Here is a 15113-nt window from a genome sequence, read left to right on the forward strand (position 1 = left end):
ACCGAAACGGAGGACCGGCGAGGCCCTCCGCTTCGGCGGCGTCACGCCTTGTGCGCGCGCAGGGCGGCGAGCGCCCGGTCCGCGTGGGTGTTCATCCGCAGTTCGCTGCGCACGATCTCCAGAACGGTACGGTCCTGGGCGATGACGAAGGTGGCCCGCTTTGTCGGCACCATGGTGAAGCCGCGCTTCACGCCGAACAGCTCCCGGATCGTGCCGTCCACGTCGGACAGCAGCGGCATGCCGAGAGTGTGTTTGCCGGCGAACTCCTGCTGCCGTTCGACCGAGTCGCCGCTGATCCCCACGGGCCGTGCGCCGACGGCGGCGAACTCGGCTGCCAGATCCCGGAAGTGGCAGGCCTCCGCGGTGCAGCCCGCGGAGAGGGCGGCCGGGTAGAAGAACAGCACGATCGGTCCGTCGGCGAGCAGGTCGGACAGGGTCCGTGGCGTCCCCGTCTCGTCCGGCAGCTCGAAGTCCTCGATCTTGTCGCCGACGTTCAGGCGGTCGCTCACGATTGTCCCTCCGCGTTCTTGGCCACACTGCGCGCCCATAGTACGAGGGGCACTTGGAGCGGCAGCCGGCCGATCGCCGCCGCCTTGAGCGGGGCGGGGCGGTGCCGCCAGTCCACGGCCATCTTCACGTTCGCAGGGAACACCCCGACGAAGAGCGCGGCGGTGGCGAGCGCCGCGGTCCTGCGGGTGCGCGGCGCCAACAGGCCTGCGGCGAGGGCGAGTTCGACCGCGCCGCTGGCGTACGTCCAGGTCCTGGGCGCACCCGGCAGCGACTTCGGGACGATCATGTCGTAGGGGCGTGGCGCGGCGAAGTGGGTGACACCTGCGGCGGCCATCAGGCCGGCGAGCAGCAGGGGCGAGCGTGGGGACCGGGACACGGTTCCTCCTCTGGAGTCCTGCCGGGCGATGTTACCGGAGGGTAAGAGGAGCGGTGTCGGCGGTGCCTAGCCGCGGCGGTTGTGGGTGCCCGGGGTGTAGCCGAAGGAGCGGTGGAAGACGTCGATGAAGGCGCTGGTGGAGGACCAGCCGCAGCGGTGGGCAACCGTGGTGACGGGGGTGTCGTCGGCCAGCATGCGCAGGGCGTGGTAGAGCCGGGACTGGGTGCGCCACTGCGGGAAGGTCATGCCGAACTCGCGGCGGAACAGCCGGCTGAGGGTGCGTTCGCCGGCTCCGGTCGCGGCGCCGAGCGCGGCGAGGGTGCGGGGGTCGGCCGGGTCCGCGTGGACGATCTCGCACACGGCGGCCAGCCGCGGATCACTCGGCGTGGGCAGCCGCATCGGCTGCTGCGGTGAGGCGCGGAGCTGGTCGCGCAGAACGGCGAGGAGACGGTCGCGTTCCGGGGTGTCGGCGTCGGGGTCGCGGGTGTAGGCGAGGATCAGCTCGCGCAGCAGCGGGCTGACGGCGAGCACGGTCGGGGCGTCGAGGCCGAGCGGGTTGTCGTCGGCGGGCAGCCCGACCAGATGCAGGTCGAGGTGTCCGTGGGCGCGGTGCGCGTGCACGGTGCCCGCCGGGACCCAGAGGGCGCGGGTCCCCGGGGCGAACCAGGTTCCGGCGTCGGTGGTGACGGCCAGGACGCCCGAGCCGGCGTACACGATCTGGTGCTCGTCGTGCCGGTGGGCGTCGATGATCTCGCCGGCGGCCAGGCTCCGTGCGTGCGTGGACGCCTTCGGCAAGTGGTGCACGGGGAGCTGAGGGTCCTGGCGGGCGTCCCGATCCGGGTCTTGGCGGAGGTTCGACACAATCAGGCAGATTATCGGAAGCGGGCCACACCGCAAGGTCGGGACGATCGAAAGGTGTCCACCAACCGAAACCGCCCCCTCACCCTGCTGACCCTCGGTCACGCCTGCGTCGACGTCTATCAGGGGGCCGTCGCCGCGCTCGTGCCGTACTTCGTCTCGGAACGCGCCTACACCTATGCCGCCGCCTCGGGCATCGTCCTGGCCGCCTCTCTCCTGTCCTCGGTGGTCCAGCCGCTGTTCGGCGCGCTCACCGACCGCTGGCCCATGCCGTGGCTGCTCCCGCTCAGCGCCCTGATCGGCGGCACGGGCGTCGCCGTGTGCGGGATCGGCGACTCCTACGCACTCACCCTGGCGGCGGTCGCCGTGTCCGGGATCGGCGTCGCCGCCTATCACCCGGAGGCGGCACGGGCGGCCCGCGCGGTCTCCGGGAGCGGCAACACGGGGATGGGCTGGTTCTCGCTGGGCGGCAATGTCGGCTTCGCGACGGCGCCGCTGCTCGTGGCGGCGGTCGTGGCCACCGGCGGACTGCACGCCTCTCCCCTGCTGGTCGTCCCGGCGGTCGTGGGCGCGGCCCTGTGCGCGGCGGCGGTGCGCTCGTCGCGGAGCGAGGCGGGAACCGCCCGTAGGACGAAGGCCTCCGGCACCGACGACTGGCCGTCGTTCCTGCGTCTGACGGGCGCGATCGTCTGCCGCTCGATCGTCTTCGTCGGCCTGAGCGCGTTCATCTCGCTCTACGTCCGTCAGCGGACCGGCGGCGGCGAACTGGCCGGCACAGCGGCCCTGTTCGTCCTCTACGGGGGCGGCGCGCTGGGGACGGTGGCCGGGGGCCGGCTCGCCGACCGGTACGGGCGCATCTCGGTGGTCCGGCGGTCGTACGTGGTGACCGTCCTCGCCGTCGCCGGGGTGGTCCTGGTGCCGGGCCCGGCGGTCTTCCTGTTCGTCGCGCTCGCCTCGGCGGGCCTGTACGTCCCCTTCTCGCTGCACGTCACTCTCGGCCAGGACTATCTGCCCCGGCGCGTGGGCACCGCGAGCGGCGTGACGCTGGGCCTCACCGTGAGCGTCGGGGGCCTCGCCACACCGGGCATCGGGGCGCTCGCCGACGCCACGTCCCTGCAGACGGCGCTGCTCCCGCTGATCGCGCTGCCCGCGCTGGGCGGGCTCCTGCTGGCCGGTCTGCGCGAGCCGGCTCCCCCGACGCCGGCGCCCGTCGCGCCGCGTCGGTCCGCCACGCAGGTGTGAGGGTCAGGCCTGTCCGCCACGCAAGTGTGAGGGTCAGGCCTGGGCGACGGCGGGCTGGTCCGTGTCCTCGTCGACGGCGTGGGCGAGGAAGTCGTCGACCATGCGGTGGAAGAGCGTGGCCAGCTGGCGCAGTTCCTCCGGCGACCAGTCGGCCAAGGCCAGTTGCATGCCGCGCGAACCGGCGTCCCGGACGCGGTCTATGGCCTGCTGCCCCTTCTCGGTGAGCTCGATGCGCTGGGCGCGGCGGTCGACCGGGTCGGGGACCCTGGTGACGTAGCCGGACTTCTGCAGCTGCTGCACGGTGCGGGTGACATGGGATGCCTCCACCCCGAGCCGGTTGGCCAGCTCCCCGGGGCGCAGCGGCTCCGAGTCGGCGACCTGGCGCAGGAGTGCCACGGCGGCGCGGTCCAGCGGGACGCCGGCCAGGGCCATCAGGCGCTCGTGCTGCCGGGACCGGGTGCTCAGGTAAGTGATGCGGGTGAGCGCGCGCTCGATCTCGACCACTTCCTCCGACGCGGGTGTGTCGGGGACTTCGGGGAGCGGTGGTGTGGGCATGCGATCCACTTTACCATCTTGTTGCGTAACTCAAGTAATCTGCCGCAGGCCACCGCTCCCTTGGTGTCAGCCCTCGCCCACCGCCGCCTCCACCCGCACCGCCTCTTCCCAGGCCGTCCCCGTCGCGATCGCCTGCCGCCACTCCCGGATGACCTTGGGCGGCATACCGACCGAGAGCGCGCCCGCCACCCGGTCGCCGGTGCGGTACGCGGCGACGAACCGGCGCTCGGCCAAGTCGCCCTCCACCACGGCGACTTCATCGTGGCCGCGCAGATAGCCGTACGCCTGGATCTTCATGTCGTACTGGTCGGACCAGAAGTAGGGCACCGGCGCGAACGGCTTGCGGGCGTCCGCGCGAAGGAGGTTACGGGCGGCGGCAATGCCCTGCTCGGCGGCGTTGGTGCGGTGCTCAATACGCATCGAGGTGCCGAACAGGGGGTTGTACCAGCGGGCGACATCCCCGGCCGCGTACACGTTCCGGGCCGCCTCGCAGTACTCGTCGCAGACGACACCGTCGCCCAGCGGCAGACCACTGCTCTCCAGCCACTCGGTGTTGGGCCGGGAGCCGACGGCGACAAGGACCTCGTCGGCCTCGACGATCTCGCCGTCCGCGAGCCGCACCCCGTCCTCGGTCACCTCGCTGACGCTCACCCCGCAGCGCAGGTCCACGCCCCGGTCGACGTGGGCGCGGGTGAGCACCTGCCCGACCCTTGTGCCGACGGCGTGCGCCAGCGGCACCGGGGCAGGTTCGAGAAGGGTCACCTGTGCACCGAGCCGCCAGGCCACGGCGGCTGCCTCCGCACCGAGGAACCCGGCACCGACGATCACCAGCCGTACCCCGGGCCTGAGTTGGTCCCGCAGCGTCAGGGCGTCGTCCAGCGTCCGCAGCACGTGCGCACCCTCGCCCGGAAGCCGACGCGGCCGTACCCCGGTGGCCAGGATCAGTCCGTCGTACGGCACTTGAGAGCCGTCCGCCAACCGCACGGCTCGGTCGGCGAGTTCGAGCCCGGTCGCCGCCACGCCGAGGCGCAGGTCGAGGTCGAGCGCGCCCAGATCGGCGGCGGGCCGCAGCGTGAGCCGCTCGGGCTCCCACTCGGCGGACAGCAACTGCTTGGAGAGCGGCGGCCGGTCGTACGGGGCGAGCGGTTCGTCGCCCACGAGGGTGAGCGTGCCGTCGTAGCCCTCGCGGCGCAGCGTCTCGGCCGCCGCGAGTCCGGCGGCCGAGGCACCGACGACGACGATCCGGTTGAGGGTCACCGCTCCACCAGTCGGATCGCCGCGGCCGGGCAGACCGCCACGGCTTCCCGGACGTCGTCGAGGAGTTCGGGCGCGGGCGTCTCCTCCAGCAGGATCGCGATCCCGTCGTCGTCCTGGTCGAACACGTCCATCGCGGCGACCACACACTGGCCCGAGGCGACACACTTGTCGGCTTCCAGTTCCACCTTCATGGAAATCCCCTTCATCACACGTGGTTCTTGTGGGTCTGCGGGACGGGCACACCGTCACCGCGGTCTACGGGAGGGGCAACGGTCACCAGGCGACGGGCAGTTCGTGGACGCCGTAGATGAACGCGTCCTCCTTGAAACGGACGTCCTCCAGGGCGCCCGCCAGCTTCAGCGTCGGAATGCGGCGGTAGAGGGTGCCGTAGACGACCTGGAGCTCCATCCGGGCCAACGGCTGGCCCAGGCACTGGTGGTTGCCGAAACCGAAGGCGACGTGGCGGCGCGCGTCGCGGGTGATGTCGAGCCGGTCGGGGTCGGGGAACACGTCGGGGTCCCGATTGCCGATCTCGTTGACCATGATGACGCCGTCGCCGGCCTTGATGACCTGGCCCGCGATCTCGATGTCCTCGGTGACCGCGCGGCGCCGGCCCAGGTGCGTGATGTGCAGGTAGCGCAGCAGTTCCTCGACGGCGGAGGAGACCAGCTTCGGGTCGTCCGTCTCGCGCAGCAGGGCGAGTTGGTCGGGGTTCTGCAGGAGGGCGAGGGTGCCCAGGGCGATCATGTTGGCGGTGGTCTCGTGGCCCGCGATCAGCAGGAGCAGCGCCATCTCGGTGGCCTGCTGGTGGTCGATCTCGCCGGCCTCGATCCGCCCGGCGATGCTCGACAGCAGGTCGTCCTTGGGCTCGGCGAGCCGCTGCCCGATGACACCGGCGAGGTACATGGCCACCTCGCGGCTCGCGCGTCCGCGCTCCTCGGCAGAGGCGTCACGGTGGACCATCGTCTTGGTGTGGTCCTGGAAGAAGGCGTGGTCCTCGTAGGGCACGCCGAGCAGTTCGCAGATCACCAGCGAGGGGATCGGCAGGGCGAACGCCTCGACGAGGTCGACCGGTTGGGGGCCGGCCAGCATGTCGTCGATGAGGTCGTCCACGATCCGCTGCACGGCGGGCCGCAGCGCCTCCACCCGCTTGATGGCGAACGGCGCCGTCACCATCCGGCGCAGCCGGGCGTGTTCGGGGTCGTCCATCATGATGAAACTGAGCTTGCCCTCACCGGCCTCGGGCGAGGCCTTGGTGGGGTAGCCGGGCTTGTCGGTGTCCGCGCTGACCCGTGAGTCGCCCAGGATCGCCCGCTGTTCGGCGTAACGGGTCACGAGCCACGGTTCGCTGCCGTCCCACAGCCGCACCTTCGTGAGCGGCGTCTCCTGCTGGAGGTCCTTGAGGCCGGGCGGCGGGTCGAAGGGACAGCGGCCCGAGCGGGGCATCGGGAACTCCGGGACGGCGTCCGGCACTTCGGGCACGGGTCCGGCCAAGGTGTCGGCCATGGTTCTCCTCGGTGGTGGGGGCTCCGATCGGGGCGGAGCGCCGGGGTGAAGTAGTCGAGGCCTCGATAAGCACATGCAAACAGAGCGGGCTGACGGCTTCCGGTCAGTTACCTGACAGAAGGCTGACGTGACCTGGATCACATAGCCAGTTGGGGGGGTTGGGGGGTGACGACCGGAGAATGCATGAGCACGTCAACCCCCGTGCCAGATAAGGGAGTTGAAAGACACGTGACGGAACCGGCACCAGACCCGCGCACGCCGTCGCACGATCACACCACCACCCGCCACGGACACCGCCGTGGCGCCATCCGGCAGCTACCCGGCGTTTGCTGTCCGGAGACTCAGGCCTCCGCGTCGGGCTTCCCGAGCCAGTAGCCGAAGCCCCTGCGGGTGCGGATCAGCGTCGGGCCGTCCTGGTCCACCTTGCGGCGCAGTCGGGAGACGAGTTGCTCGATGGCGTTGTCGCCGCGGAAGTCGCCCCAGACGTACCGGCCGATCTGCTCCTTGGACAGCACGCGGTGCGCGTTGACCAGGAGATGCCGCAGCAGCCGGTACTCGGCGGGGGTGAGGTCCAACTCCCGTGCGCCGCGCCGCGCCTGACATCGGGCGTCGTCCAGGGCCAGGTCGCCGTAGGTGAGCAGGTTCCCCCGGTAGACCCCTGGGGTCGTACCGCGCAGCAGCACCTGGATCCGGGCCAGGACCTCGGCCATCCGGAAGGGTTTGGTGACGTAGTCCTTCGCGCCGAGGCGCAGTTCGGGCAGGAGCAGTTCGAGGGAGTCGTGGGCGGTCAGGATGAGGACCGGCGGGCGGTGACTGACGGGCGGACGGCGGGCCCGGGCGAGGCTCGGCACGTCCGGGAGGGTGGCGTCGAGGACCACGAGGTCGTAGCGGTACTCGGTGGCGCGCGCCATGGCCTCGACCCCGGTGCCGACCAGACTGATCCGGTAGCCCGCCAACTCCAGCGTGGTCGACAGGAGTTCGGCGAGTACCGGGTCCCCGGCGACGATCAGGACGTGCTGCCCGGATCCGCGAGCGAGGGCCGGTTTCTCGCTGGTTGCGCCGTGCGGCGACGAGGGAGGCATGGGGCTCACCCTACCCTTCTGCTTGCCTAACTCAAGTAAATCCCATCCATTGCTTGACTCAAGTAATCTATCTGTGCTTGCCTGACGCAATCAACCCATTCCGTCATACGGGACCATGTCCCTGTCGGACAGGGGCCGCCTGAGCGGAGGCGGCCCCGCGCGTCGGCCCCACCCCGAATGCGGGGCACGGCGCGGTCTCGGGCCCGGCGCAGGTCTCCCCGGCCTGCGCCGGGCCCATGGACGCGGTACTTCCCCGCTCGCTGCTCGGCTGTCCCAGCCGCCCTCCCCCGGCCGAGCGACGGTTCGGCGCCGGCCGTACGCGGCCGCGCCGCACCTTCACGGGACCATCCGAGACGCACGACGGGACTTGCCGATGAAGACCTCCGTACGAGCCGGGCTGGCCGGGGTGCTCGCCTTCGGGACGCTGGCCGTTGTGGTCGGCCTCGCTCACCGCGACGACGGCGATCCGGCTCCGCCGAAGGGGCCGTACGTCGCACTGGGCGACTCCTACACCGCCGGCCCGAAGATCCCGGACCAGCACGGCACGCCCGCCGGCTGCGACCGCTCCGACCGCAACTACCCGACGCTGGTCGCCCACCGACTCGCCCTCCCCTCGGCCCAGTTCAAGGACGTCAGCTGCACCGGCGCGACCCTCACCGACCTCACGGCGGCGCAGACCACCGACGACGGCATCAACCGGGCCCAGCTCTCCGCCCTGTCCGCCCGGACACGTCTCGTCACCCTCGGAATCGGCGGGAACGACATCGGGTTCGCCTCGACGGTCGAGCAGTGCGTCACGCGCGGCATCCTCTACTTCGCCATGGGCGGCGGCGAGTTCGCGGGCGGGGACGCCCCGTGCCGCAGCCGGTACGTCTCCGACGACACCGACAAGGTGCGGGAGAAGATCGACGCGGCCGGCCGCCAACTGTCGCGCACGCTGGGCGAGATAGAGCGCCGTGCGCCCGACGCCCGCGTCTACGTCGTCGGCTACCCGGCGATCCTGCCGGCCAAGACCTCAAGTTGCGCACGGGAGATGGGCCTCGCACCCGGCGACGTGACCTACCTGCACGAGAAGGAACAGGAGCTCAACGCGATGCTCCGCAAGCGGGCCGAGGCGGCGGACGCGCACTACGTCGACACGTACACCCCGTCCGTGGGGCGTGACGCCTGTGCGGCGCAGGACGCTCGTTGGATCGAGCCGCTGGTCCCTCGGGCCTCCGCCGCGCCGGTCCATCCCAACGAGCGGGGCGAGCGGGGCATGGCGGAGGCGGTGCTGAAGGCGGTCGGCGCCTCGGGCTGAGGCACCGGTCATCAACCGTCCGGCGTCTGGCGTCTCGCCTCAGCGCGTCGCCCCCACCGGCGCCGTCCACATGCCGACGAGCGCGTCGACCAGGCCCGTGGCCGCGTCGTGCCAGTTCGCCCGAGCGGTGGGGGTGTGTTCGGCGATCGCCCGCTCGCGTTCGGCGGGGATGTGCATGATCAGGTGGCGGGCCATCTCGCCGCGCTCGGCGCGCACTTCGGGCGGCAGCTCGGGCAGACAGGCGCTCAGGCCGTCGATGATCTGGCGCAGGGTCGGGGAGGAGAGGGACTCCTCGACCAGGATCTGGTGGAGTGCCGGGTCGGTCATGATCTGGGCGCAGAACCTCGCGTACCAGGTGGTGCCGCCGAGGTCGGCGAGGTGCTCGGGGATGGGGCGGACCAGGCAGTCGACCCAGTCCCGAACGCTCGGGTCGGCGCCGATCGCGGCCAGCAGCCGGGACCGGATCTCCTCGGTCCGCGCCGCGTGCTTGCGGACGATGGCGCGGACCAGGTCCTCCTTGGTGCCGAAGTGGTAGCCGACGGCGGTGTTGTTGCCCTGTCCCGCGGCCTCGCTGACCTGGCGATTGGACACCGCGTTCACGCCGCGCTCGGCGAACAGCCGCTCGGCGGCGGTCAGGATCAGCTCCCGGGTCGCGTTGACCTGCTCCGCCCGTACCGTCCTGCCGGCCATGCTCAGCTCACCACCGCACCGGGACTTCGCTCAGCCCGCCGACGGCCAGTCCCTCGAGCCGTCGCAGGTCCGCCGCCGGCGCGGCGAGTTCCAGCGACGGAAGCCTACGCAACAGCACGTCGAGGACGGTGCGCAGCTCCGTGCGGGCCAGCGACTGCCCGAGACAGGAACGGGATCCGGCGCCGAAGGCCAGATGCGGGTTGGGGCTGCGGTGCAGGGTCAGCTCGCCGGGCGTGTCGAAGGCGGTCTCGTCGCGGTTGGCGGCCGCCATGCTGCACAGCACGGTCGTGCCGGGCGGCAGGACCGTGCCCGCGACCTCGGTCTCCGCGTCGAGATACCGGGGCAGCCCGATGCCGGGATCGACGTCGAAGCGGAGCACCTCCTCCACCGCGAGCGGCACCAGCGAGGGGTCGGCCAGCAGCCGTTCCCAACGGCGCCGGTCGGCGAGCAGCAGAGCGACCATCTTGCCGATCATGCTCGCGGTGGTCTCGTGCCCGGCGAGCAGCAGCGCCTGGCCCGTGAACACCAGCTCCCGCTCGGACAGACGGCTGCCGTCGGAGTCCCGGGCGACGACGAGCGCGCCGAGCAGATCGGGACCGGGTGCGGCCCGCTTGGCCCAGACATGGGCGGCCATGTAGTCGACGAAGTCGTCCTGCGCCCGGTCGACCTCCTCCTGCGTGTACCGAGTCAGGTTGAGCAGCGCGTCGGACCAGTGGGCGAACCGGTCGCGGTCGGCGTCGGGGATGCCGAGCAGGTCGCAGATCACCCACACCGGGAGCGGGAAGGCGAGGTGGGCGCCCAGGTCCGCGGGGTGCCCGTGCGCGACCATGTCGTCGACGAGCTTCTCGGCCATCGCCCCGATCCCCGGGCGCAACGCATCCATCCGCTCGTCGGTGAACCACGCACCCACCATCCGGCGCCACCGGCGGTGCGACTCACCCCGGTCGGGGAGCGCCCTGGCCATGTCGCTGTTGAACACCCCGCCCGTCTCGTCGTCGGCGATGCGGGCCGCGTCGTCCGCGTCCAGCATCCGGCTGAAGCGGTCGTCGGAGAGCATCCGGCGGACGTCCTCGTAGCGGGTCAGCAGGGTCGCGGGGTCCCCGCTGGGCAGGGTGACGTGGGCGACGGGGCATCCCTCGCGCAGCGCGGCCCACTCGGCGGGCGGCTCCAGCGCCGTACTGCCGCGCATCGGATACCTCAGGGCCCCTCGGTCCTCGGCTCGGTACATACGCCCTCCCTCGATCCGGCGGTCGCTGCACGCCCAGGCAAACGGAGCGGCTAGGGTAAGTCAAGCGCCTGACTTAAACTGTGGCTCGCCCAGGCGTCGACTCGCCCACGCGCCGCCTCAGCCGGGCGCCGCACGATTCCCTTCGTCTCTGCGCCACCCCCCGTCACCACTCCTTCGGAGGCACACCCATGGCCGACGCCCTCGCCAGACCCGCGGACCCGGAGGGTTCCGCCGCGCCGCGGCCGAACGCCGTGGTGGCGGTGCTGGCCTTCGCCGGGATCGTCGTAGCGCTGATGCAGACGCTGGTCATCCCGATCGTCCCGGAGCTGCCCAAGCTGCTGGACGCGCCCGCGTCGGACACCGCCTGGGCCGTGACCGCCACGCTGCTGGCCGCCGCCGTGGCGACGCCGGTGGTGGGCCGGCTCGGCGACATGTTCGGCAAGCGCCGGATGCTGCTGGTCAGCGTCGTCGTACTCATCGTCGGCTCGCTCATCTGCGCACTCAGCGAGTCGCTGGTGCCGATGATCATCGGACGCGCCGTGCAGGGTCTGTCGGCCGCCGTGATTCCGCTGGGCATCAGCATCATGCGGGACGAGCTGCCGATCGAGCGGCTGGCCGGGGCCACCGCGCTGATGAGCGCCTCGCTCGGGGTGGGCGGCGCGCTCGGTCTGCCGACGGCCGCGCTGATCGCGGACCACTTCGACTGGCACGTGCTGTTCTGGAGCTCGGCCGGCATGGGCGTGGTGGCGCTGGTCCTGGTCGTGCTGTTCGTGCCGGAGTCCGCGGTGCGCTCGGGCGGCCGCTTCGACGTGGTCGGCGCCATCGGCATGGCGGTCGGCCTGGTGTCCCTGCTCCTCGCGATCTCCAAGGGCGCCGACTGGGGCTGGACCGGCGGCACCACGCTCGGCCTGTTCGTGGGCTCAGTGGTCGTGCTGCTCGCGTGGGGTTTCTACGAACTGCGGACCACCGCCCCGCTGGTGGACCTGCGCACCACCGCCAAGCGCCAGGTGCTAGTGACCAACCTGGCCTCGATAGCCATCGGCTTCTCGATGTTCGCGATGTCCCTGGTGCTTCCGCAGCTCCTGCAGTTGCCTGAGCAGACCGGTTACGGACTGGGCAGGTCGCTGCTGACCGCCGGTCTGGTGATGGCTCCGTCCGGCCTGGTCATGATGGCCTTCGCGCCGGTCTCCGCGGCCGTCTCCAAGGCCAAGGGCCCGAAGGTGACGCTGATGATCGGCGCCCTGATCGTGGCCGCCGGCTACGGCCTCAACATCGTGCTGATGTCCGAGGTCTGGCACCTGGTGCTGGTGTCCTGCGTGATCGGCGCCGGCATCGGCTTCACGTACGGCTCGATGCCCGCCCTGATCATGGGTGCCGTGGACCCGTCGGAGACCGCCGCCGCCAACAGCCTCAACACCCTGATGCGCTCGATCGGTACGTCGACCGCGAGCGCCATCGCCGGTGTCGTCCTGTCCCAGATGACGATCAGCCTCGGCGGCATCGCCGTACCGTCCGAAGCGGGCTTCAAGACGGTCATGGCCATCGGCGCGGGCGCGGCCCTGCTGGCCTTCGCCGTGGCCTCGTTCATCCCGCCCCGCCGCCCGGTCACCCCGGCCCCGGCGAAGCCCACGGCCCCCGAGCCGTCGGCCAGCACGTCCTCGGTGAGCTGACCCGCGCCGAGGGCCGCGGGCACGGTCCGCGGCCCTCAGGCCGACTCTCCGCGAGTCCGCACCAGGCTCACCCCCGCCCCGAGCGAGACAGCCCCCATGCCCACGCTCGTGAGCACGCCCTGCGTGCCGTCGACGACGAAGGGGGCGGCCGCGGCGACGACGAGGTTGAACAGGAAGAGGAACCAGAGCACGGGCCTCGACGCGAGCAGGGGCTTCATCGGTGTCTTCCTCCACGGGGTGACGGTTCGTACGTTCGCCACCAACCCTTCCGTCGCGGCTCCCGCGCTTCGAGGGAGTACGTGCCCCAAGCGAGGGTGGAGCCGACTCCACCATCCCGGCTCCACCATCCCGACTCCACCACCTCGGCCCCGCCCTCGCACTCAGGTATGACGTGGGCTCAGGCCCGTACTGCGTTCTCAGTAGGCCCGATTGTCGGCAGCCGCACGACGACGCGGCGGCCCCGCCCCGGGAGCCTGGTCAGGTATCCGAGACCAGATGGGGAGACCTCCGTTTCATGGCCACTTTCCTGTGCCGACTGGGCCGAATGGCATTTCGTCGGCGCCTGCTCACCGTCCTGTTGTGGGTGGCGGTGCTGGTGGGTGTCGGCGCCGGCGCCGTGACCGCGCCCGCCGCCGAGGACCCGAACCAGACCATGCCCGGCATCGAGTCGCAGCAGGCGTTCGATCTGCTGGAGCAGCGCTTCCCCGGGACCGAGGCCGACGGCGCGAGCGCCCGGGTCGTCTTCGTGGCGCCCGCCGGGCAGAAGGTGACCGCGGCCGGTCACCGGTCGGCGATCGAGGCGTTCGTGAGCGAGGCGGCCGACGGTTCGCAGGTCTCCGGCGCCGTCGACCCCTTCCGGGCGAAGGCGGTGAGCGAGGACGGCGCCACCGCGTACTCGACGGTCTCCTTCAGCGAGAAGGCCGACGACCTCACCGACACCGCCAAGCGGCACCTGGAGACCGCGATCGACCGGGTCCGCGACTCGGGCCTGACCGTCGAGGTCGGCGGCACCGCGCTGGCGAGCAAGCCGGCCGCGGGCGGCGCCGCCGAAGCGATCGGCATCGGGATCGCCACCGTGGTGCTGCTGATCACCTTCGGCTCGCTGGCCGCCGCCGGGCTGCCGCTGCTGACCGCGGTGGTCGGCGTCGGGATCAGCATGGCCTCGATCCTCGCCCTCGCGAGCGCGTTCGGGCTGTCCTCGACCACGGGCACGCTGGCCACCATGCTGGGACTCGCGGTGGGCATCGACTACGCCATGTTCGTCGTCTCCCGTTACCGCGAGGAGCGCGCGGCCGGCCACGCGCCGCAGGAGGCGGCCGGGATCGCAGCGGGCACGGCCGGGTCCGCGGTCGTGTTCGCCGGGCTCACCGTGGTCATCGCGCTGGCCGGTCTCTCGGTGGTGGGCATCCCGATGCTCACCAAGATGGGCCTGGCCGCGGCGGGCGCGGTCGTCCTCGCGGTACTGATCTCGCTGACCCTCGTCCCGGCGCTGCTCGGCTGGTGGCCCAACGCCGTCCTCGCCCGCTCCGCGCGCAGGAGCGGCCGTATCAAGGAGGCGGACGCGGAGAACGGCGGCAGCCGCTGGGCCCGGTTCGTGCTGCGCCGCCCGGCCACCGTGCTGCTGCTCAGCGTGGTGGGCCTGGGCGCGCTCGCCGTACCCGTCATGGATCTGCAGCTGGGCATGCCCGGCGACGAGGTCAAGTCGACGTCCACCACCGAGCGGCGCGCCTACGACGACCTCGCCGAGGGCTTCGGTCCCGGCTTCAACGGGCCGTTCACGATCGTCGTGGACGCCAGGGGCGCCGACGATCCCAAGGGTGCCGTGCGGACGATCTCGTCGAAGATCGCGGACGAGCGGGGTGTCGTGTCCGTCTCGCCGGCCCGCTTCAACCAGGCGGGCGACACCGCGGTGTTCTCCGCGACCCCGGCCACGGGCCCGAGCGACAGGAAGACCCAGGACCTGGTCAACGCCATCCGGGACGACCGGCCGGGCATCGACTCCGCGACCGGGGCGACCTTCAAGGTCACCGGCACCACCGCGGTGAACATCGACGTCTCCGAGAAGGTGCAGTCCGCCCTGATCCCCTACCTGGCGGTCGTGGTGGGCCTGGCCTTCGTCCTGCTGCTGGTCGTCTTCCGGTCCGTCCTGGTCCCCCTCAAGGCGGCCCTCGGCTTCCTCCTGTCGGTCCTCGCGGCGCTGGGTTCGGTCGTCGCGGTCTTCCAATGGGGCTACGGCGCGGACCTGTTGGGCGTGCACGAGACGGGTCCGATCATGAACATGATGCCGATCTTCCTGGTGGGCATCGTGTTCGGTCTGGCCATGGACTACGAGGTGTTCCTGGTCGCACGGATCCGCGAGGCGTACGTCCACGGGGACCGCCCCGGCCAGGCCGTGACCTCCGGCTTCCGGCACAGCGCGCGCGTCGTCGTGGCCGCGGCACTGATCATGATCGCGGTGTTCTCGGGCTTCATCGGGGCCGGCGAGTCGATGATCAAGATGATCGGCTTCGGCCTCGCCGCGGCAGTCCTGCTCGACGCGTTCGTCGTCCGGATGGCGTTCGTGCCGGCGGTGCTCGCGCTGCTCGGCCGGGCGGCCTGGTGGCTGCCCAGGTGGCTCGACCGACTGCTGCCCACCGTCGACGTGGAGGGCGAGGCCCTCACCCGCAAGGGCCCGGCGGCGCCGCACCCGGCCGAGCCGACCGTCCCGGAGTCCGCCCACGTCTGAGCCGTTCCCTCCTCCCAAGAGGGTCGCCCGTGTCCCGCCAGGGCCAGTCGGCGCAGCAGCCGGCGGGCGGGGTCCGACTGGTCGGTGTAGCGCAGCCACAGCACCCGCTCGACC

At 71.7% G+C, this 15113-nt stretch carries 15 protein-coding genes; 4 read left to right on the forward strand and 11 right to left on the reverse strand.

Going from position 1 to position 15113, the window contains the following annotated elements; all coding sequences use genetic code 11:
* Window positions 1-41: 41 nt before the first annotated feature.
* From ACWDR3_RS22660 to ACWDR3_RS22670, 3 genes are all read right to left on the reverse strand, one after another.
* Complete coding sequence (locus ACWDR3_RS22660; RefSeq protein WP_401724724.1) at window positions 42-509, reverse strand: peroxiredoxin; 468 nt, start codon at window positions 507-509, stop codon at window positions 42-44.
* Window positions 506-886, reverse strand: coding sequence for a DoxX family protein (locus tag ACWDR3_RS22665; RefSeq protein WP_450354331.1), 381 nt, complete (start codon window positions 884-886; stop codon window positions 506-508). Before ACWDR3_RS22665 ends, ACWDR3_RS22660 begins: the two co-directional genes overlap by 4 nt.
* 66 nt (window positions 887-952) lie before the next feature.
* Window positions 953-1690 carry an AraC family transcriptional regulator gene (locus ACWDR3_RS22670; protein ID WP_450354332.1) on the reverse strand — a complete coding sequence of 246 codons (738 nt, stop codon included), beginning with the start codon at window positions 1688-1690 and terminating at the stop codon, window positions 953-955.
* 111 nt (window positions 1691-1801) lie between these two features.
* On the opposite strand from ACWDR3_RS22670, the gene ACWDR3_RS22675 reads away from it, so the two are divergent.
* Window positions 1802-2986, forward strand: a complete 1185-nt coding sequence (locus ACWDR3_RS22675; protein WP_450354333.1) for an MFS transporter — start codon at window positions 1802-1804, stop codon at window positions 2984-2986.
* 33 nt (window positions 2987-3019) lie between these two features.
* Here ACWDR3_RS22675 and ACWDR3_RS22680 read toward each other — a convergent pair whose 3' ends face one another.
* The 5 genes from ACWDR3_RS22680 to ACWDR3_RS22700 all read right to left on the reverse strand — a co-directional run bounded on the left by ACWDR3_RS22680 (window position 3020) and on the right by ACWDR3_RS22700 (window position 7386).
* Entirely contained in the window at window positions 3020-3541 is a 522-nt protein-coding gene (locus ACWDR3_RS22680; RefSeq protein WP_450354334.1) for a MarR family winged helix-turn-helix transcriptional regulator, read from the reverse strand.
* A 66-nt stretch (window positions 3542-3607) separates the two neighbouring features.
* Complete coding sequence (locus ACWDR3_RS22685; protein ID WP_450354335.1) at window positions 3608-4798, reverse strand: NAD(P)/FAD-dependent oxidoreductase; 1191 nt, start codon at window positions 4796-4798, stop codon at window positions 3608-3610.
* A complete protein-coding gene (locus tag ACWDR3_RS22690) occupies window positions 4795-4989 on the reverse strand; it encodes a ferredoxin (RefSeq protein ID WP_280881220.1) in 195 nt (64 codons plus the stop codon). Before ACWDR3_RS22690 ends, ACWDR3_RS22685 begins: the two co-directional genes overlap by 4 nt.
* An 82-nt stretch (window positions 4990-5071) precedes the next feature.
* Window positions 5072-6304, reverse strand: a complete 1233-nt coding sequence (locus ACWDR3_RS22695) for a cytochrome P450 (RefSeq protein WP_450354336.1) — start codon at window positions 6302-6304, stop codon at window positions 5072-5074.
* Window positions 6305-6645: 341 nt separating this feature from the next.
* Window positions 6646-7386: a response regulator transcription factor gene (locus ACWDR3_RS22700; protein ID WP_450354337.1), complete on the reverse strand. Its 741-nt coding sequence runs from the start codon at window positions 7384-7386 to the stop codon at window positions 6646-6648.
* A gap of 373 nt (window positions 7387-7759) precedes the next feature.
* Here ACWDR3_RS22700 and ACWDR3_RS22705 point away from each other — a divergent pair, with 373 nt between their 5' ends.
* Window positions 7760-8686: an SGNH/GDSL hydrolase family protein gene (locus tag ACWDR3_RS22705; protein WP_450354338.1), complete on the forward strand. Its 927-nt coding sequence runs from the start codon at window positions 7760-7762 to the stop codon at window positions 8684-8686.
* A 39-nt stretch (window positions 8687-8725) separates the two neighbouring features.
* Here the strand turns inward: ACWDR3_RS22705 and ACWDR3_RS22710 are convergent, their stop codons facing one another.
* Together ACWDR3_RS22710 and ACWDR3_RS22715 are read right to left on the reverse strand one after the other, a co-directional pair.
* Window positions 8726-9376, reverse strand: a complete 651-nt coding sequence (locus ACWDR3_RS22710; RefSeq protein ID WP_450354339.1) for a TetR/AcrR family transcriptional regulator — start codon at window positions 9374-9376, stop codon at window positions 8726-8728.
* 7 nt (window positions 9377-9383) lie between these two features.
* On the reverse strand, window positions 9384-10604 hold the full coding sequence (locus ACWDR3_RS22715) for a cytochrome P450 (protein WP_450354340.1): 1221 nt from the start codon (window positions 10602-10604) through the stop codon (window positions 9384-9386).
* 188 nt (window positions 10605-10792) lie between these two features.
* Between ACWDR3_RS22715 and ACWDR3_RS22720 the strand changes: the two genes are divergently transcribed.
* On the forward strand, window positions 10793-12274 hold the full coding sequence (locus ACWDR3_RS22720; protein WP_450354341.1) for an MFS transporter: 1482 nt from the start codon (window positions 10793-10795) through the stop codon (window positions 12272-12274).
* Window positions 12275-12309: 35 nt separating this feature from the next.
* Here ACWDR3_RS22720 and ACWDR3_RS22725 read toward each other — a convergent pair whose 3' ends face one another.
* Window positions 12310-12492 (reverse strand): hypothetical protein, encoded by a 183-nt coding sequence (locus tag ACWDR3_RS22725; protein ID WP_450354342.1) that lies wholly within the window; start codon window positions 12490-12492, stop codon window positions 12310-12312.
* Window positions 12493-12788: 296 nt separating this feature from the next.
* Between ACWDR3_RS22725 and ACWDR3_RS22730 the strand changes: the two genes are divergently transcribed.
* On the forward strand, window positions 12789-14999 hold the full coding sequence (locus tag ACWDR3_RS22730) for an MMPL family transporter (protein ID WP_450354343.1): 2211 nt from the start codon (window positions 12789-12791) through the stop codon (window positions 14997-14999).
* Window positions 15000-15113 lie beyond the last annotated feature (114 nt).

The sequence above is a fragment of the Streptomyces sp. NPDC001002 genome, from assembly GCF_053599215.1.

Excerpts from the sequence above, each read along its gene's own strand:
- ACWDR3_RS22700 (WP_450354337.1), bottom strand. The coding sequence starts at position 7,386 with ATGCCTCCCTCGTCGCCGCACGGCGCAACCAGCGAGAAACCGGCCCTC.
- ACWDR3_RS22695 (WP_450354336.1), bottom strand. The coding sequence starts at position 6,304 with ATGGCCGACACCTTGGCCGGACCCGTGCCCGAAGTGCCGGACGCCGTC.
- ACWDR3_RS22680 (WP_450354334.1), bottom strand. The coding sequence starts at position 3,541 with ATGCCCACACCACCGCTCCCCGAAGTCCCCGACACACCCGCGTCGGAG.
- ACWDR3_RS22720 (WP_450354341.1), top strand. The coding sequence starts at position 10,793 with ATGGCCGACGCCCTCGCCAGACCCGCGGACCCGGAGGGTTCCGCCGCG.
- ACWDR3_RS22705 (WP_450354338.1), top strand. The coding sequence starts at position 7,760 with ATGAAGACCTCCGTACGAGCCGGGCTGGCCGGGGTGCTCGCCTTCGGG.
- ACWDR3_RS22710 (WP_450354339.1), bottom strand. The coding sequence starts at position 9,376 with ATGGCCGGCAGGACGGTACGGGCGGAGCAGGTCAACGCGACCCGGGAG.
- ACWDR3_RS22730 (WP_450354343.1), top strand. The coding sequence starts at position 12,789 with ATGGCCACTTTCCTGTGCCGACTGGGCCGAATGGCATTTCGTCGGCGC.
- ACWDR3_RS22725 (WP_450354342.1), bottom strand. The coding sequence starts at position 12,492 with ATGAAGCCCCTGCTCGCGTCGAGGCCCGTGCTCTGGTTCCTCTTCCTG.
- ACWDR3_RS22715 (WP_450354340.1), bottom strand. The coding sequence starts at position 10,604 with ATGTACCGAGCCGAGGACCGAGGGGCCCTGAGGTATCCGATGCGCGGC.
- ACWDR3_RS22690 (WP_280881220.1), bottom strand. The coding sequence starts at position 4,989 with ATGAAGGTGGAACTGGAAGCCGACAAGTGTGTCGCCTCGGGCCAGTGT.